Here is a 25,975-nt window from a genome sequence, read left to right as displayed (position 1 = left end):
GTGCTTACTATAATTAGCAAGCGCCTGTGCTTTCTACTTTGTTTGTATTTTATCTTATCCCAATATGTCAATGAACTTTTATTAATTTGAAAATTTAATGATTTGAGAATTTGAAAATGAATCTTCAAATCTTCAAATTGATTAATCTTCAAATCAATTCGTGGAGAATATCGGAGTCGAACCGATGACCTCCTGCGTGCAAGGCAGGCGCTCTAGCCAGCTGAGCTAATCCCCCGTTTTCCAGTGTTCAGTTAACAGTTTTCAGTTAACAGTACTTCAAACGGTTACTCAACCTCTAGAATTTCCTTTTTAAGCATTTCAGTAGTCCCGGGCAGACTCGAACTGCCGACCCCTACATTATCAGTGTAGTACTCTAACCAGCTGAGCTACGAGACTCTGTAATTATGCTTATCTTTTTTTTTGAACTAACAGCGAGAGTAATACTAATCTCTTTTCCTAAAATCAATTCCCCTTTAACGTCTCTAGAAAGGAGGTGTTCCAGCCGCACCTTCCGGTACGGCTACCTTGTTACGACTTAGCCCCAGTCACTAGTTTTACCCTAGGCAGCTCCTTACGGTCACCGACTTCAGGTACCCCCAGCTTCCATGGCTTGACGGGCGGTGTGTACAAGGCCCGGGAACGTATTCACCGGATCATGGCTGATATCCGATTACTAGCGATTCCAGCTTCACGGAGTCGAGTTGCAGACTCCGATCCGAACTGAGAACGGTTTTATAGATTCGCTCCTACTTGCGTAGTGGCTGCTCTCTGTACCGTCCATTGTAGCACGTGTGTAGCCCAAGGCGTAAGGGCCGTGATGATTTGACGTCATCCCCACCTTCCTCACAGTTTACACTGGCAGTCTTGTTAGAGTTCCCGACATGACTCGCTGGCAACTAACAACAGGGGTTGCGCTCGTTATAGGACTTAACCTGACACCTCACGGCACGAGCTGACGACAACCATGCAGCACCTTGAAAAACGTCCGAAGAAATATCTGTTTCCAAATACGTCGTTTCCCATTTAAGCCTTGGTAAGGTTCCTCGCGTATCATCGAATTAAACCACATGCTCCACCGCTTGTGCGGGCCCCCGTCAATTCCTTTGAGTTTCAAACTTGCGTTCGTACTCCCCAGGTGGGATACTTATCACTTTCGCTTAGTCACTCAGATTGCTCCAAACAACTAGTATCCATCGTTTACGGCGTGGACTACCAGGGTATCTAATCCTGTTCGCTCCCCACGCTTTCGTCCATCAGCGTCAATCAACTGTTAGTAACCTGCCTTCGCAATTGGTATTCCATGTAATATCTAAGCATTTCACCGCTACACTACATATTCTAGTTACTTCACAGTAATTCAAGTCTAACAGTATCAATGGCAGTTTGATCGTTGAGCGACCAGATTTCACCACTGACTTATTAAACCGCCTACGGACCCTTTAAACCCAATGATTCCGGATAACGCTTGGATCCTCCGTATTACCGCGGCTGCTGGCACGGAGTTAGCCGATCCTTATTCTTACGGTACCGTCAGGCTCCTACACGTAGGAGTGTTTCTTCCCGTACAAAAGCAGTTTACAATCCATAGGACCGTCTTCCTGCACGCGGCATGGCTGGTTCAGACTTGCGTCCATTGACCAATATTCCTCACTGCTGCCTCCCGTAGGAGTCTGGTCCGTGTCTCAGTACCAGTGTGGGGGATCTCCCTCTCAGGACCCCTACCCATCATCGTCTTGGTAAGCCGTTACCTTACCAACTAACTAATGGGACGCATGCTCATCTTTTACCGTTGGAACTTTAATATACCAAACATGCGAATGATATATACTATGAGGTATTAATCCAAATTTCTCTGGGCTATCCCTCTGTAAAAGGTAGATTGCATACGCGTTACGCACCCGTGCGCCGGTCTCAAAGGAGCAAGCTCCTTCTACCCCTCGACTTGCATGTGTTAGGCCTGCCGCTAGCGTTCATCCTGAGCCAGGATCAAACTCTTCATCGTAGATTTTTGATTTTTTTTGACTCGGGTTCTAGCTTAATTCTAATCGATTCAATTAGCCTTACTCTCTCTTATTTTGCTGTCAATCCAATATGTCTATGAACTTGTCTTCTCTATTCAACCAACCTCTCTCGGTTAGCGGGTGCAAAAGTAAAACTCTTTTTTTAATTAGCAAATACTTTCGCAATTTTTTTTCGAAATCTTTTACCTCAATCCCGAACCCCAATTCTTCCGTTTTGGGAGTGCAAATATAGAAACCTATTCCCTCTTATTCCAAATAAAATTTAGCGTAGTTATTAACAATTGTGCTAAAAACAGAAAAAGCCATCCGTAAATCACTGAATGGCTTTGTTTTATTAAAACTAAATTTTATTTCTTTTTATTTAATTTCTTAGCTAATTCTTCCCAATGGGCGTTTAATTCGTCAATATCGATGGGATTTGCTGGCTTTTGTTCTACCAACCGTCCGTCAAAAAATGCTCTATATAATATGGTTTCTATTAAATAATCTTCATTATTATCAAAAGGACGGTACGTAGTCTTTAAATTAATATCAAATAAATAGGCTGTTGTATTTGACCAAAATGCTTTCCAACCACTTTTGTACTCCTTTATTAAGTCATAGGTTGAAATCCCCGTTTGCCTGTAGATTAGTTTTACTAAAATTTGTCCTTGCTTTCGAGAAAGTTTTTTCAATCGTTCTTTGAATTCATTCTCCAAATAATCCTCTACAATCTTCATATAGCGTTTTTTCTCCTTATTTGTTTTTAAGGTCGCCATGTTCTTTTTAATTGCAATTAGTTTTTCTGCCGTCAACTTAGCATAGGGATATACTTTATACACTCTATTTTGAAGCAATAAAAATTCTTTTTTATCCGCTTCGCTCATTTTAATTTTTGAAATTAAAACTTCGTCTAATAATATAGTGTCCATCTTCATGGTGTCCACTTCTACTTCCCTTGTTTGATCATTTTGTGTGACCGGTTTTACTTCTTGTCCCCAAATCGAACCAAAACATAAAAAAACGACAATAAATAAAATCTTTCTCATACCTATAAAACAATATACAAATTTATGGAAAAGCCCATACAAGTCTGATGCCAAATTTTTATTTTAGCCAAAAAATAATCAAATGGCACAAAAAACAATTCTTACTAACGATTCGCTACAGTTTTTAGAACAGTACCTGAATAATGCCTCACCAACAGGTTACGAATCCGAAGGGCAAAAAATATGGATGAATTACCTAAAACCCTATGTGGATACTTTTATAACCGACACCTATGGCACAGCGGTTGGTGTAATCAATCCTGAAGCTCCTTTTAAAGTTGTCATTGAAGGACACTCTGATGAAATATCCTGGTATGTCAATTATATTACGGACAACGGACTCATCTATGTGATTCGCAACGGTGGTTCTGATCATCAAATTGCACCTTCAAAACGTGTCAATATCCACACCAAAAACGGCATTGTAAAAGGGGTCTTCGGTTGGCCTGCCATCCATACCCGCAATCGTGGTAAAGAGGAAACCGCCAATTTACATAACATCTTTATTGATGTGGGGTGTTCGACTAAAGAAGAAGTTGAAAAACTTGGTGTTCATGTTGGGTGTGTAATTACGTACCCTGACGAATTTATGATTCTGAATGGTGATAAATTCGTTTGTCGTGCCCTTGACAATCGCATGGGCGGATTCATGATTGCAGAAGTCGCTCGATTGTTAAAAGCAAACAAGAAAAAACTTCCTTTCGGATTGTACATCGTAAATTCTGTTCAAGAAGAAATCGGTTTACGCGGTGCAGAAATGATTACTCAAACCATCCAACCCAATGTTGCCATTGTTACCGATGTTTGTCATGACACCACTACACCCATGATTGACAAAAAAATTGAAGGCGACTTGCAAATGGGGAAAGGACCCGTAATTGCCTATGCACCTGCTGTTCAAAACATACTTCGCGATTTAATTACTGATACAGCGGATGCGCATAAAATACCGTTCCAACGTCATGCCACTTCTCGTGTGACTGGAACCGACACCGATGCTTTTGCCTACAGTAATGGGGGCGTGGCTTCCGCGTTAATCTCTTTACCCTTACGCTATATGCACACCACCGTTGAAATGGTGCATCGTGATGATGTGGAAAATGTGATTAAACTGATTTATGAATCTCTTTTGAAAATAGAGGACAACCATAATTTTTCGTATTTCCAATAAAAAAAATCCCAAACTTACGGTTTGGGATTTTTTAATTGACAACGCTAGTTTTGAAGGGGGTCAAACCTTCTATTGTGCTTAGAATCGGTTTTGTAAAGTATCACTTTCTATAACCGATTCATTGAATAATATCGTATCTTTAATGGTGGGTTGAATGGTTAAGACTTGATATTCCTGAGGTTGGGATTCGGTAATTTTGTATCCTTCTGCTACAACCAAATCCAATTCATTTTTATCTGCAGAAGCAATCGGTGCTAATACCTCGTTTAACTGTGTGGTATCTGATTCAACTGCTACTTCTGGTTTAGTTAATCGCACTCCTTTGTCAAAAGACAAAACTGATTCAAAAGATCCTATTCGATCATTACTTTTACTGTTAGCCAATACGGTGTTTCCAAACAAAGAAACGATAAGTCCGAAATAAATAATTGCTGTTTTCATTTTTGTTATTTTTTTAATGTGATTGATGATGATTAATTACTATGTATAACCTAGTAGCCTTGTCAGTGCTGACTTAAAATCAAACTCGGTTACACTATACTAGACGAACCTCAAAAACCTTTGTTACAAAAAAAGGCCGCTTTTTTAGAGCGACCTTGTAATTTTAGTATTTTGTTAACGTTAGCGTTGTTCCAAATAGTGGTTCACATTGGTTTCTATACGTTGCTCGATACGCTGAATATCGGCCTTCACAAATTTTTCACCAAGAATATTCTCGTAAAGTTCGATATACCGCTCAGAAACCGAATTAACATAATCTTCAGACATTTCAGGAATGACTTGCCCTTCTTTTCCTTGGAAATTATTGGCAATTAACCATTGGCGAACAAATTCTTTCGATAATTGTTTTTGGGCTTCACCCTTGTCTTGACGTTCTTGATAACCATCGGCATAAAAATAGCGGGAAGAGTCGGGCGTATGAATTTCGTCAATCAAAACGATTTTTCCTTCTTTGGTTTTTCCAAATTCGTATTTGGTATCCACCAAAATCAATCCTCTCGAAGCTGCAATTTCTGTTCCTCTTTGAAACAAAGCCCGGGTATATTTTTCCAACACCAAATAATCTTCTTCCGATACAATCCCATTGACTAAAATAGCCTCTCTAGAAATATCTTCGTCGTGCACTCCAAAATCCGCTTTTGTTGTAGGCGTAATAATAGGCTCTGGAAAACGATCATTTTCTTTCATTCCTTCAGGCAAAGTGACACCACATAAGGTTCTTTTTCCTAATGCATATTCCCGTGCCGCATGTCCGGATAAATACCCACGAATAACCATTTCAACTTTGAAAGGCGAACATAAGTGTCCGATGGCTACATTTGGGTCGGGTGTAGCAATCAACCAATTTGGTACTATGTCCTGAGTTAACTGCATAAATTTAGTTGCAATTTGATTTAAAATTTGACCTTTATAAGGAATCCCTTTAGGTAAAACAACATCAAAAGCCGAAAGGCGATCCGTAGCGATCATGACAAGTAATTCGTCATTGATGTTATAGACTTCGCGAACTTTTCCGCGGTATACTGATTTTTGTCCCGGGAATTGGAACTGAGTAGTGGTTAGCGTTTGCATTATGTAGTTATGTTGTTGTGTGGTGCAAAAGTACCTTTAAAAACGAAAAAACCAATTATGAAACAATGAATTTAATAAAATTCTTTTTGAGAAAAGCGATACCTCTTGGCTCAACTCCATGAATGTATTCTGTGTCCTCTTGTCCCATCTCATTATAAAATCGAATTTGTAATTTCCTTGATTCCGTAATCTCCAACTGGATTATTTTTTGCAAGGGAATCTTATACCGAGCCGTGGTTTCATTTTTTAAATAATTCCAAACAAAAAATAACAATGCCATTCCGCCAAATCCAGCAAGTATTTTTTTTGAATAAAATGCATAAAAGCAAGCTACCATCAGCAGGCCGACAAAATAATACATTCTATCTGCTCGACGATTATTTACTTTACGGGAACTAATTGACTTTTCAGACAAACTCAGAATTTCCGACCAATTGCCCGATGATGTTAAAAAAAAGGCTTCCTCATTAATTAAGAGATAGCCTTTATCATGTTTAAAATAGTCTTTCATTAATCTTGATTTTCGATACGCTTGTAGGCATCGATGATTTTTTTCACCAAACGGTGGCGCACAATGTCTTTATCGTCCAAATAAAGAATTCCGACCCCTTCGACATCTTTTAAAATCAAAAGTGCTTCTTTCAATCCAGAAATGGTGCGACGCGGTAAATCAACCTGACCTGGATCTCCCGTGATAATGAACTTGGCATTTTTCCCCATACGCGTTAAAAACATTTTCATCTGTGAATGGGTCGTATTTTGTGCTTCATCCAAAATCACAAAGGCATTATCCAACGTTCGACCGCGCATAAAAGCCAAAGGTGCAATTTGAATAATTCCTTTTAACAAATAATCTTCCAAGGTTTGCGGCGGAATCATGTCCCGTAAGGCATCGTACAACGGTTGCATGTACGGATCCAGTTTTTCTTTCATATCTCCCGGCAAAAAACCTAAGTTTTCTCCGGCTTCAACCGCTGGTCGCGTTAGTATGATACGCTTGACTTGCTTTTCTTTCAATGCCTTTACAGCCAGGGCAACTCCGGTATACGTTTTACCCGTACCCGCCGGACCCACCGCAAAAACCATGTCGTTTTTCATTACAGACTCGACTAATTTTTGTTGGTTGGGTGTAATCGCTTTGATTAATTTTCCGCCCAAACCATGCACCAAAATCTTGTCGTGATCGGGCATTCGTTGTTCCTCAAATGAATTACTCTGAATAACACGATCAATGACATTGGTATCAATATTATTGTAGCGTGTAAAATGCAACATCAATCGGTTAAAACGGGTTTCAAACTCATCCAATTCTTCTTTCTCGCCAAATGCCTTTAACGTAGTGCCACGCGCTACAATTTTTAATTTGGGATAATACTTTTTGATGGTTTCCAAGTGGGCATCTTGTGCACCCCAAAATTCTTTAGGTGCGATGTCATGCAGTTCGATGATTCTTTCGTTCAAAAGCAGTGGTTTTAGGGTTAAAAATTCCTAATATTTGATTAGCTTTGCAATCATCTCAAATTTAAGAAACACGGCGGTTTGTTCCGAATTTAGTTATAAACAATTTTATGTCAATAATTACCCTTACGACCGACTTCGGACTCAAGGATTACTTTGTGGGTGCTTTGAAAGGCAGTTTGCTTTCTCAACATCCTGAAGCATTGATTGTTGACCTTTCCCACGAGGTGAGTCCATTTAACATCGCTGAAGCCAGTTACATTGTTGGCGCCGCCTACACTCGTTTTCCAAAAGGGTCCGTGCACCTTATTGGTGTAGATGCTAGTCGGACACCAAAAATCAATCACATTGCCGTTTTATGGAACGGACACTATTTTATTGCGGCCAATAACGGTATCTTGAGTATGCTCATGCGAAAAATAGTTCCCGAAAAAATGGTCGAAATTACCATCCACGATCGGCTACAACCGGATGCAACGGATATGGATGTGTTCGCAACTGTAGCGGTTCATCTTGTCAAAGGGGGAAATCTAAATGTAATCGGCAAAACAATTACCCAGTTGCATGAAGTTACCGAATTGCAACCCGTACTCTCCCCCGAAAATCAGTCCATCAAAGGCTATGTCATGTACATTGACCATTTTGGAAATGCGGTGACCAACATTCATCAACAGTTATTTCTGGATATGGCTAAAGGAAGGCCGTATGAATTGACCATCAAAAGAGATAAACTCAAAACGATTTATGCCAAATATGCCGACATTGAACAAGTGGATTCCAAATCGGATCACACTGGTAAAACCATTGCCATCTTCAATGAAGCGGGCTTTTTAGAAATTGGCATCTACAAAAGTAGTCCACATACCGGAACTGCTTCTACCCTTTTGGGACTGCGCTACCGCGACTTTATTTTAATCGAATTTAAATCTTAGCATGTTAATACGCATTGTCAAATTATCGTTTCACGAAGAAAACATCCCTGCATTTCTAGAAAATTTCGAATTGATGAAAGCACACATTCGCAATTCTCCCGGAAACCAATTATTAGAATTGTATCAAGACAAGCACAATCCGTGTGTGTTTTTTACCTACAGTTACTGGGATTCGGAAGCAGATTTGGACAACTACCGCAATTCGGCTTTGTTTGATGAAATTTGGACATTCACCAAAAAATTATTCAACGACAAACCCCAAGCGTGGAGTGTTGATAAATTAGTAAGTTTGCAATAAAATTAAAAGTTGGCGTTTACTTTAAACTAAACTCCCTAATTATTCATGAAATCGATTCTTTTTAGAGAAATTAAATCCTTCTTTGGCTCACCCATTGGTTATTTGGTGATTGCTATTTTTTTGTTACTCAACGGACTTTTCCTTTGGGTTTTTGAAGGAGAATTCAACATATTAAATAGCGGGTTTGCTGACATGACGCCCTTTTTCACTTTGGCTCCCTGGATTTTACTCTTTTTAATTCCTGCCGTGACCATGCGTAGTTTTTCCGATGAAAAGAAACAAGGAACTATCGAATTGTTGATGACCAAACCGTTGAGTTTATGGCAAATTGTGAATGGAAAGTTTTTAGGTGCCGTCGTTTTAATTGTGATGGCCATCCTGCCTACACTAATTTACGTGTACACCATTTCCGATTTGAGCATGAAAGACAGTCCGATCGACTTGGGCAATACCCTCGGTTCGTATTTCGGCTTGCTTTTTTTAATAGCGAGTTATGCCTCCATCGGAATATTCACTTCGACACTCTCTGAAAATCAAATTGTGGCCTTTATCGTGTCGGTATTTTTGTGCTTCTTATTTTATTACGGATTTGAAGGATTGTCCAGTCTTGATTTTTTAAAAGATGGTCGTGATTACGTTTCCCGCATCGGTATGGAATACCATTTTAAAAGTATGGGACGCGGCGTTATCGACACCCGTGATGTCCTTTATTTTGTGAGTGTTTCCTTTTTCTTTTTGACCCTGACTGTGCAACAACTTAAAGCTTTGAAATCGTAATGAAAAAGTTGAATTTTAAATTTTTAGGAGCCACTTTAGTTGCCATTATAGCTTTGAACATTGCCGGAAATTTGGTATTCAAACGCTTTGACCTTACTTCGGATCACCGCTATACCCTTTCCGAGACTTCCGATCTCATTTTACAAAAAATTGACAAACCGCTGTATGTAGATGTCTTTTTAGAAGGAAGCTTTCCGGGTGAATTCAAAAAATTGCAAACGGAAACCCAACAATTATTAGAGGAATTTAAAGCGCAAAACCCGAATATTGTTTTCCAATTTGTTAACCCGTTGGAAGATGATGCTACGCGCGACAAAACCATTCAACAGTTTTATGAACGCGGATTAACTCCCATCAATGTGACGCTTAATGACAAAGGAAAACAAACCGAAGAACTCGTTTTTCCATGGGCGGTGGTAACTTATGGCGATCGCAGCACCAAAGTTCCCTTGTTGAAAAACATGATGGGTGCTTCGACAGCACAAAAAGTCGAGAGTTCGGTCCAACACTTGGAATATGCGTTTGCCAACGGATTCAATACGATTACTACCAAACGTCAGAAGAAAATTGCCGTGATTAAAGGGAATGGCGAATTGCATGAATTGCAAATGGGTGATTTCTTGCGCAACATCAAAGAGAATTATTTCATCGGACCCTTTACGTTGGATTCTGTGGCCAAAAATCCTAATGCTACATTAAAAGAATTACAAAAATACGATTTGGCGGTTATTGCAAAACCCACTGAGGCCTTCACCGATGCAGAAAAAGAAGTCTTGGATCAGTTTGTGGTTCATGGTGGAAAATCCATTTGGATGCTCGATCAAGTGAATATTGAAATGGACAGTTTGATGCGGACAGGCGAAGGCTTGGCATTTCCAAGAGATTTGAATTTGGACGATATGTTCTTTAAATATGGGGTGCGATTCAAACGGGATTTAGTGAAAGATGTCTTGGCTTGCCCTATTACATTGGCTACAGGTCAAGAAGGGAATGCTACCCAGTACAATCAATATCCGTGGTTGTTTTCTCCCGCAGTCTATTCCGATTCCAAACATCCGATTGTGAATAATTTGGACATGATCAAGTTTGATTTCTGTAATCCTATTGAAATCCTTCAGAATGATGTTCGTAAAACCATTTTATTACACTCCTCACAATATTCAAAAGCGATTGGAACACCGCTTCCAGTCAACCTAAACATGGTGGCTGAACGACCCGAACCCAAAGATTTCCCCAAAGGCTATGGGAATATTCCGCTGGCGGTATTATTGGAAGGTAATTTCCATTCGGTATTTGAAAACCGGGTATTGCCTTTTAAAGATCCTTCGTTTAAACCTACAGGAAAACCCGGGAAAATGATTGTGATTGGCGATGGAGATATTGTCAAAAATCAATTGGACAAGGATTTCCAACCGATGGAATTGGGTTACGACAAATGGACGGGTAAAATGTATGCCAACAAAGAATTTATGCTGAACTGTGTCAATTATTTGTTGGATGACAACGGACTTATCAACATCCGAACCAAAGAAGTACATTTGGCATTATTGGACCCAAATAAAGTGAAAGAAAACTATACGAGTTCTCAAATCATTACAGTTGCCCTTCCTTTATTGATTTTAGGGGTTTTTGGATTCTTGTTCACTTTCTTACGCAAGCGCCGATTTGCCCGCTAGTGTTAATAAAAAAACTTTTTGAAATCTGCATCTTTACGATATATTTGTAAAAAATAAATAGAAATGAAATTCATTGTATCGAGTTCGTATTTACTCAAACAACTTCAGGTTTTAGGTAGTGTGATCAACAGTAGCAATACCTTGCCCATTTTAGATAATTTCCTTTTTGAATTAAATAAAAAAGCATTGACCGTTTCGGCATCGGATCTTGAAACGACGATGTCTGCAACGCTTGAAATTGAATCGACAGATAACGGAAGTGTCGCTGTTCCTGCTAAGTTGTTATTGGATATCCTAAAAACATTTCCTGAGCAACCCCTAACATTCACTGTAGAAGAAAACAATACGATCGAAATTAGTTCCAATTCTGGAAAATATGCCATCGCTTATGCACCAGGAGAAGAATTCCCTAAATCGGTACAATTGGAAGACCCTTCTTCTACCTTAGTTCCTGCTGAAGTATTAGCTACAGCCATTAGCAAAACAATCTTTGCCGCTGGAAACGATGATTTACGTCCGGTAATGAGTGGTGTTTTCTTCCAATTCTCTCCTGAAGGTTTGATTTTTGTAGCTACCGATGCCCACAAATTGGTAAAATATGCACGTACGGATGTAAAAGCTTCACAAGTAGCTGATTTCATCATGCCGAAAAAACCTTTGAATATTTTAAAGAATATCTTAGGTACTTCGGATGCTGAAGTGAAAATCGAATACAACGATTCTAATGCGACCTTCTCTTTTGAAAATTATGTCCTGACTTGTCGTTTAATCGATGGGAAATACCCCAACTATGAAGCGGTAATTCCAAAAGAAAATCCGAATAAATTGATCATTGACCGTACGCAGTTCTTTAGTTCGGTGCGTCGTGTGGCTATTTTCTCGAATAAAACGACCCACCAAATTCGTTTAAAAATTGCTGGTGCCGAATTGAATATTTCGGCTGAAGATATCGATTACAGTAACAAAGCAGAAGAGCGTTTGACCTGTGATTACCAAGGAGACGATATGCAAATTGGCTTCAACTCCCGCTTTTTGTCCGAGATGTTAACCAATTTACAGTCGGATGAAATCCAATTGGAAATGTCAATGCCAAACCGTGCCGGTATTTTAACACCGGTTGATGGATTAGACGAAGGGGAAAGCGTAACCATGTTGGTGATGCCAGTTATGTTGAACAATTAAGAACGACTATTTATAAAAAAACAACCACTCCTTATTGGGGTGGTTTTTTTTTATACAAAAAATTAATATATTTGATTGACAAGGCGTAACCGAAAACCTATAAAAGAGTAGGTACTAATCTAATCAAACCAACATGAAAAAATTACTTGCACTTTGCGTGATGATTGGCTTATCCGCACAAGCACAAAAGTTAGACAAATTTGGCGCTGACCTGGCCAAAAAATCAGTAATGGGGAAAGAAATCCGTGTTCCTTACACCGATTTAATCAGCTACTACGGGTACATCAAACCCGGTTCTAAACCGGATGAAGTAAAAGGAGGAAAAAAAATGTACTATTTGTACGTGTGGATTCCAATTGCCGCTCCAGAAATCGGGGTGCGCATGATTTCACCCGCTCCTGAAAATGCAAAACCAACGGATAAAGATTATGTATCAGCTGATTTTTCAGCCAATGCAGAACGTACCAGTTATTTTGATACGTGGGTAACCTTTGAACGTGCTGAAGGTATTTTGAAATTGGAAGATGTAGCTGCCAAAGCCAAAACGGCAAAATGGACAACTATTGAATCCAATGACGACTCAAGCGAAATGCCTGCACAACCGTCAGGAAGCAAATACAATTCGTTAATGCGTATTACTAGCGATCCAAGTAACCCAACAAAATCCTTAGTAATGGGCTTGTACCGTATTGGATTTACAACCTACAAAACAGGAGAAGTACAAGGTAGTTTCCTAGCTCAATTAGGTGCTCCTGTTGCATTACCCGGTGTTGCTGTGGCTACAAAACCAGAAGATTTAGCCAAAGCTGCTAAAAAATAATACTTCCTGTAATAAACTAAAAAGCCGCTTCAAAAAGCGGCTTTTTTTATTCATGTAAGGCTAAAATGGGAATGCTCGCATGATTCACCATTTTCTCAGTTACGGACTCTAAAAATAGTTGGGCAAAGAAATTGCGCTTGTAGGTTAACATCGCCATTACATCTATCGATTCACTCATGATAAAATCGGTAATTGTATCCTCAATATTTTCGTTAGGAATAATGTGAAACAACACCGGATCATGACGATAATGGTCTTTCCAATCTTCATACGTAGCCGGTGTATTGTCGGTATCTTTGGTTTCTACATACAAACAATGAACCTGAGCCTGCAAACCCTTGGCAATCGCAATGACTTGATCCAAAGCGGCTTTATCTTTTTCTCGAAATCGCGTAGTAAATCCAAGGGTATTTATTCCGTCATAACGAGCAGTAACAGGTATACTCATCACAGGAACATTTAAATTTGTTATGGCTTCGGCGGTATTACTGCCTAAAAAATATTCCTTCCATCCGCTCGTACCCGAAGTACCCATCACAACAAAGTCGGCCTTTTCATTGGCGATGAATTCTTTTAAATTATATAACAAATCGCCATCCATCACTACTGGAGTAATCCGGATATGTCCCGCTTTATGGGTTTCAGCCAGAGCATGTATAGCTGGCATCTCTTGCTTAAATAGCTCAAAATTCGTCCATTCCAAGGAATCGAATAAAACTTGATAGTTCTGTGGAGCAAATTGATGCTCTACAATCGGTAATGTATACGTATGCACCAAGAAAATCTCAGCTTCAAAAGTTTTAGCCAACTCAAACGCATACACCAAAGCGTTTTGAGCGACATCAGAAAAATCGGTGGGAACTACAATCTTTTTCATGGGAGTGCGGGATTAAATGTGTATTATAAAGTTAGCCCCATTTTTACTTATAAAATATGATAATGCTCATATTAACAAAGAAATAACAGGGATTTATGTGGCCGTAAAGTTTCAAGTTTCAAGTTTAAGGTTTCAAGTTGATTCCAAGTAAACTCCTCTTTAGAATTTCTCAGTAGCTTAGTGTCTTAGCGTCTTAGTGGCTAAAAAAAGTTTCAAGTTTCAAGTTTAAGGTTACAAGTTGATTCCAAGTAAACTTACTTTTGGAATTACTCAGCAGCTTAGTGACTTAACGTCTTAGTGGCTCAGTAGCTTAGTAGCTCAGTAGCTTAGTGGCTCAGTAACTTAGTAGCTCAGCATCTTAGCGGCTATAAAAAAAGTTTCCCCTTTTCCCTATCTTTGCAAAAAAAATCCATGCACCACGATACCATTGTTGCCTTGGCAACGCCCACTGGAGCCGGAGCTGTAGCCATCATACGAATCTCGGGAAAAGAAGCCATTGACATCGCAGCTGCTGTTTTTGAATCTGTAAAAGGAAAAGATTTACGGAATCAAAAAACGCATACCATCCATCTTGGCACTATCGTGGACGGAGCCAAAGTAGTGGACCAAGTGCTGGTATCGGTATTTAAAAACCCCAATTCGTATACGGGTGAAAATGTAGTCGAAATCTCGTGTCACGGTTCGACCTTTATCCAACAACAAATCATTCAATTATTACTTCGAAAAGGATGCCGCATGGCCCAGGCGGGCGAATTTACCCTTCGCGCTTTTCTTAATGGTAAATTGGATTTATCCCAAGCGGAAGCTGTGGCTGATTTGATTGCTTCTGACAATGAAGCCTCGCATCAAATTGCCATGCAACAAATGCGAGGCGGATTTAGTAGCGAAATTCACCGTCTCCGGGAAGAATTATTGAATTTTGCCTCGTTGATCGAACTCGAACTGGATTTCGCTGAAGAGGATGTCGAATTTGCCGACCGCAGTCAGTTTACCGACTTACTGAATCGCATCGAGTTTGTACTCAAACGACTCATCGATTCCTTTGCGGTGGGGAATGTTATCAAAAACGGAATTCCGGTAGCGATTGTGGGCGAACCCAACGTAGGGAAATCAACGCTCCTCAACGCCTTACTCAACGAAGAACGCGCCATCGTTTCGGATATCGCGGGAACCACACGAGATACCATCGAAGACGAAATGAACATCAACGGAATCGGTTTCCGGTTTATCGATACGGCCGGAATTCGTGAAACAGCCGATTATGTGGAAAGCATCGGAATTCAAAAAACCTTCGAGAAAATTGAACAAGCACAAGTGGTGCTCTATCTGTTTGAAAGTGCGAAGTTCCTTGCTGACGGACAACAATACCGCACCGAAATTGAAAAAATCAAGAACAAATACCCCCAAAAACAAGTGGTGGTCGTGCTAAATAAAATTGATTTGGTCACTGATCAACAATTGCAAGATATCCAAACCCAACTTGAAACACTGGATGTAAAACGCATCTTGTTATCTGCCAAAAAACAAGAAGGGGTACACGAATTGAAAAACGAATTGTTTGCATTAGTCAATACTGGCGCATTGCGTAAAAACGAAACCATAGTCACCAATAGCCGCCATTACGACGCTTTACTCAAAGCCTTGGAAGCCATCCAAAAAGTGAAATGGGGCATGGAGAGTCAGGTACCCTCCGACTTGGTCGCTATCGATATTCGGGAGGCGTTGTACTATTTTGGAGAGATTACGGGTGAAGTGACCAACGACGAACTCTTAGGCAATATCTTCGCGAATTTTTGTATTGGCAAGTAATATTTGGCCGGCAACTTCCGGTCGTCCGCTGTATCCCCGATAGGAATCGGGGGATGCCGCTTCCACCCGGGCCGGTCCAAGTAAATTGAAACTTTCTACTTCAATAATAGAGTGTAAACCCCAACGTCTTGCATTGGGCATAATGCTTTTGGTACAAGGCTTCGGTCCACTCCCGTACCTCGTCATATTTAGCCGCTAAGGCAAAAAACTGGCAATCCAAAGGCGTACTTAAAATAGGCATGGAACGGGTATAACCCGAAAGGGATTGGGCTCCCGTCACATCCAAAAAATATTGACTATCCACCGTATCCAATTCCAAGGTTTTGGTATTCGCAAAATGCACGTGCTTTCCGCGTAATTTTCCTTCAAACAATTCGGCCAATTCTCCCAATCCATACGTATAGCCGTCGATTTCCATATACTCTTCAGCACCTTCCACTACAAAATATAATAGGGTATAGTCTTTAAAGTGGCGGTCTTCATAAAGCAACGTCTCCAATTGAGCTTCCAAACCTTCCATACTATCACAAGTAGCATACACATTGGAAACTCCGCCTTGCAGTGCCAATTGCTCGAGTGAATAGGGAATCGAACTGGTGTTCGCCGAACTCAGGTCAGGAATAACTTCTAAACAATAGACTTTGATTGCTTCCATGAAGGGTAATTTCGAACCCAAAAATACCAATTCTCCCAAAAAAAAGAGTAGTGAAATTTAAAAGAATAGAATGTTAAAAATCAAGTAATTTCACCTATTGTTTATTTCGACAAAACCTGTATTTTTAGTACAAAATAAATAAATTAACACCATTCGTCGCTTTTTTTCGTACATTTATCGATAAGCATGACCTTATGCCTTTTATGAATACTACACACAATACCCATTTTGCCCAACGTTTTTCAGCCTGGTTTGCCCAAAAGCCGAGGCTTGCGGGTATTTTGGCTTTTCTATTTTTGATGCCTTTTGTCTATTTTGCCATCTCCTTACGGTATAAGATTATTCGTGAAAATGAACACCGCGAAATGTCAAATATCCTCAATGTGGTGCAACGCAACATGGCGCAAATCTATAAAAACAGCTATACCACTACCCTCACTTTAGCTTTAACCATTAATGATAATGGGCAACCTGAAGATTTTGAAAAAGTGGGTAAACAATTGGTAGAATCCAATCCTTCTATTGATGCTGTTCAATTGGTTCCAAATGGTACCATTAAATATATTTATCCCTTAAAAGGCAACGAAGCGGCGTTAAACTATAATATTCTTGCCTCCAAAAACACCAAACAAGAGGCAATTGTTTCCCTTAAAACCAAAAGCTTTTATTTTGCGGGTCCGCTTGAATTAAAACAAGGCGGCATCGGCGTAGTAGGACGATTACCTGTGTACAAAAAAAATAAGTTTTGGGGGTTTTCTGCCGTCGTTATTCGCATGAATACCCTACTAAAAGCCTCCGGTATCGGTTCGATAGACGATACTAAATATTATTTTCAGTTCTCTAAAACGAACCCAAAAACTGGTAAAGAAACCTTTTATCTCAAAGAAAAAGCCAACTTTAAAGACAAGTACTTTCGTAGTGTAACCATCCCGGAAGGCAATTGGAATTTATATTTAATATCGCGTCATTCCAACAACGCCATTTATCAAATCTATACGTCCTTAATCTTAGGAACATTGCTTTGCCTCATCTTTGGTTTATGGGTATATTCCATGATGAAAAAACCAGCTGAACAGCACATTCTCATTTTGGAACAAGCCAAAATATTGGTAGAAAACGAAATCAAATTCAAAACCTTATTTGAACAAGCACCAGTTGGTATTGCCAAAGCGGATGTGAGTTCGAATTCATTTCTGGAATCCAATGCGCAATTCTCAAAAATCACAGAATATACAGAGGATGAATTAAAATCATGTAGCTTAGATCGGTTACTTAGCCCAGAAGATTATGTAGCCTTTAAACAAGCATTGCAACGCCTACTTTCCAAAGAGCAAGAGGAATTTAACACCGAAATTCTTCTGCAAACCAAAAACGGCAAACGTATATGGATTAACATGTTAGTTGCTCCAATTTGGAGTAATGAAATAGAAGCCCAAAAATACATTTTAATCATCGAGGATATCGATGCCAAAAAAACAACCGAAGAAGATTTACACAATTCGTTCGACTTGGTGAATGAGCAAAACAAACGCTTGCTTAATTTCTCGTATATCGTTTCCCATAACTTGCGTTCTCATTCAAGTAACATCAAATCCATCTCTAATTTGATGGATGAAGCCGACACGGAAGAGGAAAAATTGGAACTCATGGAAATGCTGCGTAAAGTGTCTCTTTCTTTACAAGATACGATGACTAACTTGAACGAAGTAGTCAATATTCAATCGAATATCGGTCTCCAACGTGAAGAGTTGAACTTAAAAGTATTTATTGATTCTACACTGCATGTTTTGAATGAACAAATTATTCAAAAAGACGCTACATTGTTTGTTGATGTGGATTCCAATGCAACAGTACTTTATAATGCTGCCTATTTGGAGAGTATATTGTTGAATTTGGTTTCCAATGCGATAAAATACGCTTCCCATGATCGTGTTCCCATTGTAAAAATCGAATACAATGCCATGATGAAAAAATTAAGTGTCAGCGACAACGGTATCGGAATCGATTTAAAGAAACACGGACACAATATGTTTGGCATGTACAAAACCTTTCATAAAAATGCCGATGCAAAAGGATTGGGTTTGTTCATTACCAAAAACCAAATCGAAGCTATGGGTGGTAAAATCACTGTGGAAAGTGAGCCCCACAAAGGGACTACTTTCACCGTGTATTTTGTATAACTACTGTTTTACAATTTTGAAGGCTTTGTTTTGTGAATCGGAAAGTATTTTTACTATATAAATTCCCGACTGCAATCCGCTGATATCAATCGCTTGATCGTTTTGAATCGTATTCGTATACACTTCTTTTCCAGCAATATCCCAAATTGAAATTTGAGCCGTTTGGGTAATTCCTTGAATGTTGATACGATCGGTTGCCGGATTGGGGTATACTTTTACAACTTGAGAATCAAATGTATTTTGTTGTAACGCAAACGACCAGGGTTCTCCAAAATGACTTCCAAAAATATAATCGGCCAATAATGGATAATCGATAAAGGGGTTACGATTGTATTGCCACGTATAAATGTAATTGTTGCGGTGCATTTCAAAGTCGTCAGCGGGATCGGTGTGATTCCAAGTGAGCAACGATGCCAAATCACCCATCTGCCCTACGGTTGTATCGGCCGGATTTCCATTCACGAGATTAAGTCCGTTGTAGCGAACAGCCATATAAAACAAGGCGCGAGAAACGTCGCCTTTCCAACTTCCACTATTTCCTGCTGGCCCATTGTAATCAGAACCGTAATCGCGATTGCTTCGGGTAGTGTTTTCTGAACCGTCTTCTGCCCGTAAATGATGTGCATCGGCGTGTCCGGCAATAATATCATCGGGTCCAGTTGGCAGCCAAACATTGATTCCATCCGGAATTGAAGAGGTAGCATCTGCAAATCCCCCGCGAGATTGGGGCCAAATGTGTTCGCGATTCCACACTCCTACGTTACTATTACCGGTTTGGTAATCGATTTTGGAGCGCGGACTTTCGACATACATCATCCAAATCTGACTACCATTCAACGGATTGCGATCGGCTTCTAATAAAATATCAGCGATATCGCCGTAATTGTGGGCATGAACTACATTAGGATTCGCAATAATATCTTGCACGGCCTGTTTTAAAGCAGCACCGGACAAACCTTCTAAACTATCATAATACCCATTAGGAATGGTTGGCGTAACAATACCATAGGTAGGATTCAATGGTGTTCCCCAAGGTGAAACGATGTAATCATTGTCATGCACACGCACCACAATACTGTTGTTATTCAACACATATCCAGTGGGAACCGAATTTACTTTAATTTTTAATTCTTCATCACCTTCATCATTTGTATCATCTACAATTAAAAGATTGGCAGTAGCGGACGAACTCCCTACAGGAATTGATACGAAAGAAGTACCACTGTAATCGGATAAGGTGAAACTACCATTGTTCATGGTAAAACTCAAATTTAATGCACTTCCTGAAACAGGACTTGTTGTAGTAAAAGTTACGGATAATGTTTGCCCTTCAGTAATTGGTGCCGGTGCTGCTGTTATGGTTATGCCATTCAATATAATTCCACTCCCATCATTATTCATACCAGGTGTTGGCGTTGTGACAGAAAACGTACCATCATTGTTGCGTTGCATGGATTGGTTGGCTGCGTTTTGCGTAAGGTTTTCATTTACGCAAACGGTTAATCCCAAGGCGGTCATGATTGCAGAAGGCGTCGTTGTTGCTGCATTGGAATAGGCTAAAGCATTAATAAGTCCTGTAGTTGTAGCCGCAGTATTCAAAGGGAAATCACTGGCGTTGGCTTGGTATATCGCCACCACATCAGGTCCATTTTGGATGGAGGCATTAGGAATTACATACGCCGGTGCGGGGGTTACTTGGGAATTACCAATCAATAAAATACCGTTGACATCAGTTACCATACCGTCAAGGTCAATGGCTAAATAACTTACATTGGATGATCCAGAGCCACCGTTAAAAAACACCAAACAATAGCCATCCAAAGGCATATTGGCAGACGTAGATTTTAACTCCACAAACTCTTTAACGTCGGTACTTGGGGTGTCTGCATCGAGTTCGTTAATTACAATTTGGGCATGGGAAAAGCAACCCCATAACAAGGCTACGATTCCAAGGATTCGGTTTGTCATTTTCGTATAATTCTAACACAAAGATACACTGAATTTTAGAAGTTCCGACTTAAATAAACCTTAATTAGCAAGGATACAAGGGAAAATAAGAGTAAATTTGGAACCTAAAATTTCTATTGAACAATGAAAAAAATATTTTTATGCGGTTTACTTGCCGTACTCTTTACAGCCTGCGGAAAGTCGGATTCCTATACAATTGAAGGAACGATTGATAAAAAAAATGATGGCTCTATGGCCTATTTGCGCTATGAAAATGCATTAGGCGTATTGAAAGAAGTAGATTCTGCCAAAATTACAGAGGGTACATTTTCATTTAAAGGAAAAGTAGAAACGTTAGATCTATTTTCGATTACTGTTGAAGACATTAATACCTCAATAAATTTTGTAATGGAACCCGGTGATATTACGGTTCACATCGCAACTGATCCGAAAGATTATCCAAAAGTAGGTGGTACGCCCTATAACGACCAACTTCAAAAGTTAAATGAAACCTACAAAAAGTTTGATGACGATTTGTTTGCCTTTCAAACAAAAAATATGGATATCTACAAAAAAGCGGTTGCGGCTAAAGATACTACGGTTATCAATCAATTGATGGAAAAAGCAACGGCTTTGAATAAAAAGAAGTTTGAATTCCTTAATTCATATCCTGTAAAAAATCCGGATCATTTTATGTCGGTAATGTTATTACAACAACGCGTCTATAATGGAGATACATCATTCGTAGAAATCAACAACACATTCAAAAAAATGCCAGTAGCCCTTCGGGAGTGTCGTATTGGTAAAGAATTGGAGCAACGTTTAAAAGCCATTGAAAATGCTCGCAAAGTAAAAGCCCAAGGAGGTACAGTTCCTGCGCCTTCTGCGCCACAAGCTTCCAAACAGGCGGCAAAAAAAAAAGCCCCTGAGTTCCAAGGAAAATCCCCCGAAGGCAAAGTAGTTACCTTACAATCGGCTCTAGGTAAAATTACTTTATTGGATTTCTGGGCATCTTGGTGTCCACCTTGCCGAAAAGAGAATCCAAATGTGGTAAAATTGTATGCTGATTATCATGCTAAAGGTTTTAATATATTGGGAGTTTCTTTGGATGAAGATGTGGCTAAATGGAAGGCTGCCATTGCTAAAGATAAAATTACCTGGCCCCAAGTATCCAATTTAAAAGGTTGGCATGATCCGATTGCAAAATTGTATGGCATCGAAGAGATTCCGACCACTTTTTTGTTGGACGCCGAAGGTAACATTATAGCGCGCGGACTCACGGGAGAAGCTTTGCGCGCGAAAGTGTCATCCCTATTGCCCTAATTTATTTTCACAAATGATTTACTGTTTTTCAAAGAGTTAGCCAAACGACCTACTTTTTTTAGAAAAATAGATTTGGAAAGCCCAAAAGTGTTGTTATATTTGCAACCGCTTAAAGCGTTGGGGAGATACTCAAGCGGCCAACGAGGGCAGACTGTAAATCTGCTGGTTACACCTTCGCAGGTTCGAATCCTGCTCTCCCCACGAATAAATAAAAACAAAAAAAAAATCGCCAAGTTTACTTGAGCGATTTTTTTTGTGTTTTATTTTCAGCGCGTAGCGCTAAGGATGGGCGAAGCCAATCCTGGTTTCGTGAATCGTGATTTAACTAATTCTACCAAGTTTACTTGAGCGATTTTTTTTGGTTTTATTTTCAGCGCGTAGCGCTCAGGATGGGCGAAGCCAATCCTGGATTATTGAAACGTTATAAATAACTTGAGAGGCTATATTTTTTAAAATAGATATTCATAAATGATAAACACTATAAACTCATTAAACTCATTAAACTTATAAACTTATTAAACTATCTTACACTCTCCAAACTCAGTACCTTATTCATTAAGTTTTCGCAAATATTCCCGAATCAACTTACCTGAATTCTTCAAATCATTTGTTTTCCACTTTCCGTTTGAGCGAGCTGAGGTGTTTAAAACTGAACACGTTTCATCTTTATCTGAAACCGACCATGTTATCCAACTGATTCTCTTTTGTTCCATCCAATCGATAAAAGCTTGCCATTCAGTGACGTTTATTGGGCCATCACCGGTTGCTTCCATACCCGCTGATTCCGAAACAAAAATCGGAAGCCCTTTATTCATTGCGTAATCCACTCGGTCACGTAGCCATTTTCCATGTGTACCCGCATAAAAATGCATGGTATACATTATATTATAGTTGGTGTTTAAAGGACTATCGGCTGCTAGATGAATGTCCTGATCCCAATGCGGACAACCAACCAAAATCAAGTTATCAGGAGCATTTTTACGAATAACTGCAATTATTTCTTCTGCATATTGTTTTACATCTTCCCAAGATTCCTCGTCAGGCTCATTGAATATCTCAAAAATCACATTGGGATATTTGCCATATTTTTTTGAACATTGATCAAAAAAAGCAACAGCCTCTTTGGTATTAACGGAATGACTATGCCAATCAATTATTACATAGATGTCATTTTTTATGGCAGCATCTACAACACACTCGATTTTTTGCATACCTTCCTTGGGATGTTTAATATAGGCACTATCGCCAGGTTCTACACCCAATGCAGCGCGAACAACATTACATTTCCAATCTTTCTTTAACCATTCCACTACCCCTTCATTGTAAAAACGAGGGTGAAAACAATGCCAACCTAAACTCATACCTCGTAAAACTACAGGTTCATTCAATTGATTGACCAATTGAGTACCGCTCACATTCAGAGCTCCATTTTTTGTTACAAATTGAGCCGACATTGCCATGGACAAACCCATTGTAAACATATATACGAATATTTTTTTCATACTATTTTTAATAAAAAAAGAATCCTAATTGCTTAGGATTCTTTTGCAAAAAACAACTCAATACCAAATTTAATGGATATATTAATTTAAAACAAAACCAACATCATCGATATAGATCGTATCTCCACCGTCTCCGTTAAATTCTTGTAATACAATTTCGTTAACAAAACCAGGATTACCACCTAAATCTGAAAATGGCACATAGATGGATGTCCAATTACTATTGAACTCTACTACTTTTCCTCCACCATAATTCCCATTCAACACTACTTTAAACTTTCCAGTTTCTTTCGTACTTTTTACTGAAAGACGAATTCCGCTGTAATTTGATGTTAAGGGCGAAGAGGCATACATCGGAATTTTAAATCCTACCCATGCACTGAAGACCGTTTTAATCGAACTCAACCCTTGTGATTTTACATCCGTATCTACTGTAAATCCGCTACCGTCCCAAGGGCCTAACCAATTTTCCACAAAAGAAGCACGGTCATCATCATAGATTGCAGTTCCTACTGGCTGACTTGCTTCTGCTGTACCTGAAATTGTGGTTACTTTTACCTTTTGGAATTGAGAACCTGCGGGCATAATCGCACGAATTTCAGTCAATGTAGACGATACAATAGTGGCTTGTGTAGTACCAACAGTAACCGTAGGATTTAAGAAGAAACCACCGAAAATGGTAAACTCGTCTCCATCATTCGTATTAATCGAAGTGTAGCTTGAAATTTGAGGGGCTGGAGGAGCCACAACAAAATCATATTCTGCTTCTCCATATTGTGTCACCACTCGCAACTTATTACTCGCATTTGCATAGGGAGTATTAATGTTGATGGTTACAAAAATATTGGTGTCGGTAACCAAATTCGGATTGAAAGCTGTATCCGTATCATTGAAGTAAACTTTTTTCAATGTTCGGAATCCAGAACCTTGAATAATGTAAGTATTATTGGCATAACCAACCGTTGTTGAAGTCAACGGAATAGGTTGTCCATCGGTACCCACTGATGCCGCCACTCTGTCAATTACAGGTGGTGCTGATGATCCATTATCATCATCATTGTTACAAGATGTAAAGTTAAAGATTGCTAGAAGTGCAAAAGTAACCGTACAAATTGATTGTATAAATTTTGTTTTCATAGGACAAATTTTAGTTAAATACATAGGGAACTGGTGGATCTAATAACTTTGGATTTTTCGCCACTTCATTGGTTGGATAAGGTAAGGTAAAATCACTATCCGTTGGCGTGAAATATTGGGCATTAAATTGATCACCTCTATTTTGAGCTGACATGATTGAAATAGCTTGAGCTCTTGGAATACGACCTAAATCGAACCAATAATCACCCTCAAATGCTAATTCTTTACGACGCTCAGTAAATACATCATCAAATGTATACGAAGTTAATGAAGCTAATCCTGCACGATTACGAACAGCATTCAATGATGCTAGCCCATTGGCATTGGAGGTTGAACCACCGCCTGCTAAAACAGCTTCAGCATGGATTAGTAATAAATCCGCATAACGCATGATGTACGTATTATTATCCATCATTGCCCAGTTATCTGCATTACCTGTTTCAGCACCGTTTACTATTCCAATACAATACTTTTTGATAGCAGAACCCGCGCCTTGTCCACCAATTTGATCCGCAGAAGGAACAACCAAGGGTCCGAATCCAGAACCAATTTTTGCTTTGATTTCAGGATATGATGTCCCTGGGAACATGATCGTTTCACGACGACGTAAGTCATTTGTTGTATACAAATTCATAATATCTTGAGAGGGTGCAAATACACCACCATACGAAGCATTTGATGTAGAAATGTTTCCATTACTAATTCCAAACTGTGTATTGCAGTTACTAGCCGATCCATAGTTCCCATCACCTTTCCATTGCAAAGCGAAAATGGATTCTTCATTATTATTGTTTGGATATTTAAATAAGTCGGCAAAGGATTTGTTTGGTAACGAAGTCCCACCGTACAATTTAAATTCACCACTATTAATTACTTCTTCAGCCAATAATTTAGCATTTGCATAATCTTTTAAGTATAAATACACTTTTGCCAACATGGCCTTAGCTGATCCTTTTGAAACGCGTCCATTGGCTGCATAATTGGCTCCTCTTGTTTTTTCATACAAACGTTGTGATGCCTGAATGTAATCTCTGCGAATTAATTCATAAACATCTTCAATACGATTGGTATTAATTAATGGAGAACTAGCGTAATCCAAATTGTTTTCAATAATGGGAACTGCTCCCCATAAACGAACCAAATAGAAATAGGCCGTTGCTCGCATGAAATAGGCTTCTCCTATTGTATTTTGCAATACTTCAGGAGACACATTTGGGCCCACACGACTTTCTAAAAAGTTAATAATTGCATTAGCTTGCGCAATGTTAGCCCATAACGACTGCCATCCACTATTCAACTCAGGATCACTTCCTGTAATAGAAAAATTACGCATTGCGTTTACGTCACCTGAATTGGTGTACATATTTCCTGATCCAACTTCTGCAATGGCAAAAAAGAATTTGTTATGAAATTGAAACCAAGTTCTACTGTACATTCCATTCGTTGCCGATTCTACTTGAGCGTTGGTACTGTAATAACTATCCAAACTAATCGCATCTTCAGGAGGACGATTCGTAAAATCTTCTGAACAAGAATATAAAGCTCCAAAAAGTAATGCGACGCATAACATTTTTACGTTCCTAATTATTTGTATTGTTTTCATAGAGCTA

The 25,975-nt window shown here is 39.3% G+C and carries 21 protein-coding genes, 3 tRNA genes and 1 rRNA gene; 11 read left to right on the top strand and 14 right to left on the bottom strand.

Going from position 1 to position 25,975, the window contains the following annotated elements; translation table 11 throughout:
• Nucleotides 1–161 precede the first annotated feature (161 nt).
• The 4 genes from OLM45_RS09265 to OLM45_RS09250 all read right to left on the bottom strand — a co-directional run bounded on the left by OLM45_RS09265 (nt 162) and on the right by OLM45_RS09250 (nt 3,103).
• Nucleotides 162–235, bottom strand: a tRNA-Ala gene (locus tag OLM45_RS09265).
• An 87-nt stretch (nt 236–322) separates the two neighbouring features.
• Nucleotides 323–396: transfer RNA gene (locus OLM45_RS09260), tRNA-Ile, on the bottom strand.
• Nucleotides 397–486: 90 nt separating this feature from the next.
• Nucleotides 487–2,002: ribosomal RNA gene (locus OLM45_RS09255) — 16S ribosomal RNA — on the bottom strand.
• 366 nt (nt 2,003–2,368) lie between these two features.
• The gene (locus OLM45_RS09250) at nt 2,369–3,103 is read right to left on the bottom strand and encodes a DUF4294 domain-containing protein (RefSeq protein ID WP_319799970.1); all 735 of its coding nucleotides are present in this window, start codon (nt 3,101–3,103) and stop codon (nt 2,369–2,371) included.
• Between the two features lie 28 nt (nt 3,104–3,131).
• On the opposite strand from OLM45_RS09250, the gene OLM45_RS09245 reads away from it, so the two are divergent.
• Nucleotides 3,132–4,220: a M42 family metallopeptidase gene (locus OLM45_RS09245; RefSeq protein ID WP_264509690.1), complete on the top strand. Its 1,089-nt coding sequence runs from the start codon at nt 3,132–3,134 to the stop codon at nt 4,218–4,220.
• Nucleotides 4,221–4,298: 78 nt separating this feature from the next.
• Here the strand turns inward: OLM45_RS09245 and OLM45_RS09240 are convergent, their stop codons facing one another.
• From OLM45_RS09240 to OLM45_RS09225, 4 genes are all read right to left on the bottom strand, one after another.
• The gene (locus tag OLM45_RS09240; RefSeq protein ID WP_264509689.1) at nt 4,299–4,661 is read right to left on the bottom strand and encodes a hypothetical protein; all 363 of its coding nucleotides are present in this window, start codon (nt 4,659–4,661) and stop codon (nt 4,299–4,301) included.
• A 180-nt stretch (nt 4,662–4,841) separates the two neighbouring features.
• Nucleotides 4,842–5,792 (bottom strand): phosphoribosylaminoimidazolesuccinocarboxamide synthase, encoded by a 951-nt coding sequence (locus OLM45_RS09235; RefSeq protein ID WP_264509688.1) that lies wholly within the window; start codon nt 5,790–5,792, stop codon nt 4,842–4,844.
• A gap of 55 nt (nt 5,793–5,847) precedes the next feature.
• Entirely contained in the window at nt 5,848–6,303 is a 456-nt protein-coding gene (locus OLM45_RS09230) for a hypothetical protein (protein ID WP_264509687.1), read from the bottom strand.
• Nucleotides 6,303–7,253 (bottom strand): PhoH family protein, encoded by a 951-nt coding sequence (locus OLM45_RS09225; RefSeq protein WP_264509686.1) that lies wholly within the window; start codon nt 7,251–7,253, stop codon nt 6,303–6,305. Before OLM45_RS09225 ends, OLM45_RS09230 begins: the two co-directional genes overlap by 1 nt.
• Nucleotides 7,254–7,360: 107 nt before the next feature.
• Between OLM45_RS09225 and OLM45_RS09220 the strand changes: the two genes are divergently transcribed.
• From OLM45_RS09220 to OLM45_RS09195, 6 genes are all read left to right on the top strand, one after another.
• A complete protein-coding gene (locus OLM45_RS09220; RefSeq protein ID WP_264509685.1) occupies nt 7,361–8,182 on the top strand; it encodes an S-adenosyl-l-methionine hydroxide adenosyltransferase family protein in 822 nt (273 codons plus the stop codon).
• Nucleotide 8,183: 1 nt separating this feature from the next.
• Complete coding sequence (locus OLM45_RS09215) at nt 8,184–8,480, top strand: putative quinol monooxygenase (RefSeq protein ID WP_264509684.1); 297 nt, start codon at nt 8,184–8,186, stop codon at nt 8,478–8,480.
• A 45-nt stretch (nt 8,481–8,525) separates the two neighbouring features.
• Nucleotides 8,526–9,257 (top strand): gliding motility-associated ABC transporter permease subunit GldF, encoded by a 732-nt coding sequence (gene gldF / locus OLM45_RS09210; protein WP_129462475.1) that lies wholly within the window; start codon nt 8,526–8,528, stop codon nt 9,255–9,257.
• Nucleotides 9,257–10,933: a gliding motility-associated ABC transporter substrate-binding protein GldG gene (gene gldG, locus OLM45_RS09205; RefSeq protein WP_264509683.1), complete on the top strand. Its 1,677-nt coding sequence runs from the start codon at nt 9,257–9,259 to the stop codon at nt 10,931–10,933. The genes gldF and gldG overlap by 1 nt, the downstream gene beginning before the upstream one ends.
• A 63-nt stretch (nt 10,934–10,996) precedes the next feature.
• The gene (gene dnaN / locus OLM45_RS09200; protein ID WP_129462473.1) at nt 10,997–12,115 is read left to right on the top strand and encodes a DNA polymerase III subunit beta; all 1,119 of its coding nucleotides are present in this window, start codon (nt 10,997–10,999) and stop codon (nt 12,113–12,115) included.
• Nucleotides 12,116–12,248: 133 nt separating this feature from the next.
• Nucleotides 12,249–12,935, top strand: coding sequence for a Lipl32 family lipoprotein (locus tag OLM45_RS09195; RefSeq protein WP_264509682.1), 687 nt, complete (start codon nt 12,249–12,251; stop codon nt 12,933–12,935).
• Between the two features lie 46 nt (nt 12,936–12,981).
• Here the strand turns inward: OLM45_RS09195 and OLM45_RS09190 are convergent, their stop codons facing one another.
• The gene (locus OLM45_RS09190) at nt 12,982–13,812 is read right to left on the bottom strand and encodes a universal stress protein (protein ID WP_264509681.1); all 831 of its coding nucleotides are present in this window, start codon (nt 13,810–13,812) and stop codon (nt 12,982–12,984) included.
• 411 nt (nt 13,813–14,223) lie between these two features.
• Here OLM45_RS09190 and mnmE point away from each other — a divergent pair, with 411 nt between their 5' ends.
• Nucleotides 14,224–15,621: a tRNA uridine-5-carboxymethylaminomethyl(34) synthesis GTPase MnmE gene (mnmE, locus tag OLM45_RS09185; RefSeq protein ID WP_264509680.1), complete on the top strand. Its 1,398-nt coding sequence runs from the start codon at nt 14,224–14,226 to the stop codon at nt 15,619–15,621.
• Nucleotides 15,622–15,721: 100 nt separating this feature from the next.
• Here the strand turns inward: mnmE and OLM45_RS09180 are convergent, their stop codons facing one another.
• On the bottom strand, nt 15,722–16,276 hold the full coding sequence (locus tag OLM45_RS09180; RefSeq protein WP_264509679.1) for a DUF6642 family protein: 555 nt from the start codon (nt 16,274–16,276) through the stop codon (nt 15,722–15,724).
• A 194-nt stretch (nt 16,277–16,470) separates the two neighbouring features.
• Between OLM45_RS09180 and OLM45_RS09175 the strand changes: the two genes are divergently transcribed.
• Complete coding sequence (locus OLM45_RS09175) at nt 16,471–18,456, top strand: ATP-binding protein (RefSeq protein WP_264509678.1); 1,986 nt, start codon at nt 16,471–16,473, stop codon at nt 18,454–18,456.
• Here the strand turns inward: OLM45_RS09175 and OLM45_RS09170 are convergent, their stop codons facing one another.
• Nucleotides 18,457–20,424, bottom strand: coding sequence for an endonuclease (locus OLM45_RS09170; RefSeq protein ID WP_264509677.1), 1,968 nt, complete (start codon nt 20,422–20,424; stop codon nt 18,457–18,459).
• Nucleotides 20,425–20,547: 123 nt separating this feature from the next.
• Here OLM45_RS09170 and OLM45_RS09165 point away from each other — a divergent pair, with 123 nt between their 5' ends.
• The gene (locus OLM45_RS09165) at nt 20,548–21,726 is read left to right on the top strand and encodes a TlpA disulfide reductase family protein (RefSeq protein ID WP_264509676.1); all 1,179 of its coding nucleotides are present in this window, start codon (nt 20,548–20,550) and stop codon (nt 21,724–21,726) included.
• Between the two features lie 119 nt (nt 21,727–21,845).
• Nucleotides 21,846–21,927 (top strand) — tRNA-Tyr (locus tag OLM45_RS09160).
• A 347-nt stretch (nt 21,928–22,274) separates the two neighbouring features.
• On the opposite strand, the gene OLM45_RS09155 is transcribed toward OLM45_RS09160, so the two are convergent.
• The 3 genes from OLM45_RS09155 to OLM45_RS09145 form a co-directional block, all read right to left on the bottom strand.
• The gene (locus OLM45_RS09155; protein ID WP_264509675.1) at nt 22,275–23,228 is read right to left on the bottom strand and encodes a glycoside hydrolase family 5 protein; all 954 of its coding nucleotides are present in this window, start codon (nt 23,226–23,228) and stop codon (nt 22,275–22,277) included.
• Between the two features lie 81 nt (nt 23,229–23,309).
• The gene (locus OLM45_RS09150) at nt 23,310–24,365 is read right to left on the bottom strand and encodes an IPT/TIG domain-containing protein (protein WP_264509674.1); all 1,056 of its coding nucleotides are present in this window, start codon (nt 24,363–24,365) and stop codon (nt 23,310–23,312) included.
• 10 nt (nt 24,366–24,375) lie between these two features.
• Complete coding sequence (locus OLM45_RS09145) at nt 24,376–25,968, bottom strand: RagB/SusD family nutrient uptake outer membrane protein (RefSeq protein ID WP_264509673.1); 1,593 nt, start codon at nt 25,966–25,968, stop codon at nt 24,376–24,378.
• Between the last annotated feature and the right edge of the window lie 7 nt (nt 25,969–25,975).

It is taken from the genome of Flavobacterium sp. N1719 (assembly GCF_025947045.1).
GTDB lineage: Bacteria > Bacteroidota > Bacteroidia > Flavobacteriales > Flavobacteriaceae > Flavobacterium > Flavobacterium stagni.
The sequence above is the reverse complement of the archived record's forward strand: the minus strand, read 5'-3'. Positions and strand labels throughout refer to the sequence as shown.

What these genes read in the sequence shown, in the direction of transcription:
- OLM45_RS09145 (WP_264509673.1), bottom strand. Translation starts at nt 25,968, where the DNA reads ATGAAAACAATACAAATAATTAGGAACGTAAAAATGTTATGCGTCGCA.
- OLM45_RS09180 (WP_264509679.1), bottom strand. Translation starts at nt 16,276, where the DNA reads ATGGAAGCAATCAAAGTCTATTGTTTAGAAGTTATTCCTGACCTGAGT.
- OLM45_RS09215 (WP_264509684.1), top strand. Translation starts at nt 8,184, where the DNA reads ATGTTAATACGCATTGTCAAATTATCGTTTCACGAAGAAAACATCCCT.
- OLM45_RS09195 (WP_264509682.1), top strand. Translation starts at nt 12,249, where the DNA reads ATGAAAAAATTACTTGCACTTTGCGTGATGATTGGCTTATCCGCACAA.
- OLM45_RS09245 (WP_264509690.1), top strand. Translation starts at nt 3,132, where the DNA reads ATGGCACAAAAAACAATTCTTACTAACGATTCGCTACAGTTTTTAGAA.
- OLM45_RS09155 (WP_264509675.1), bottom strand. Translation starts at nt 23,228, where the DNA reads ATGAAAAAAATATTCGTATATATGTTTACAATGGGTTTGTCCATGGCA.
- OLM45_RS09230 (WP_264509687.1), bottom strand. Translation starts at nt 6,303, where the DNA reads ATGAAAGACTATTTTAAACATGATAAAGGCTATCTCTTAATTAATGAG.
- gldF (WP_129462475.1), top strand. Translation starts at nt 8,526, where the DNA reads ATGAAATCGATTCTTTTTAGAGAAATTAAATCCTTCTTTGGCTCACCC.
- OLM45_RS09165 (WP_264509676.1), top strand. Translation starts at nt 20,548, where the DNA reads ATGAAAAAAATATTTTTATGCGGTTTACTTGCCGTACTCTTTACAGCC.
- OLM45_RS09240 (WP_264509689.1), bottom strand. Translation starts at nt 4,661, where the DNA reads ATGAAAACAGCAATTATTTATTTCGGACTTATCGTTTCTTTGTTTGGA.
- dnaN (WP_129462473.1), top strand. Translation starts at nt 10,997, where the DNA reads ATGAAATTCATTGTATCGAGTTCGTATTTACTCAAACAACTTCAGGTT.
- OLM45_RS09220 (WP_264509685.1), top strand. Translation starts at nt 7,361, where the DNA reads ATGTCAATAATTACCCTTACGACCGACTTCGGACTCAAGGATTACTTT.
- OLM45_RS09170 (WP_264509677.1), bottom strand. Translation starts at nt 20,424, where the DNA reads ATGACAAACCGAATCCTTGGAATCGTAGCCTTGTTATGGGGTTGCTTT.
- OLM45_RS09175 (WP_264509678.1), top strand. Translation starts at nt 16,471, where the DNA reads ATGCCTTTTATGAATACTACACACAATACCCATTTTGCCCAACGTTTT.
- OLM45_RS09190 (WP_264509681.1), bottom strand. Translation starts at nt 13,812, where the DNA reads ATGAAAAAGATTGTAGTTCCCACCGATTTTTCTGATGTCGCTCAAAAC.
- mnmE (WP_264509680.1), top strand. Translation starts at nt 14,224, where the DNA reads ATGCACCACGATACCATTGTTGCCTTGGCAACGCCCACTGGAGCCGGA.
- OLM45_RS09150 (WP_264509674.1), bottom strand. Translation starts at nt 24,365, where the DNA reads ATGAAAACAAAATTTATACAATCAATTTGTACGGTTACTTTTGCACTT.
- gldG (WP_264509683.1), top strand. Translation starts at nt 9,257, where the DNA reads ATGAAAAAGTTGAATTTTAAATTTTTAGGAGCCACTTTAGTTGCCATT.
- OLM45_RS09235 (WP_264509688.1), bottom strand. Translation starts at nt 5,792, where the DNA reads ATGCAAACGCTAACCACTACTCAGTTCCAATTCCCGGGACAAAAATCA.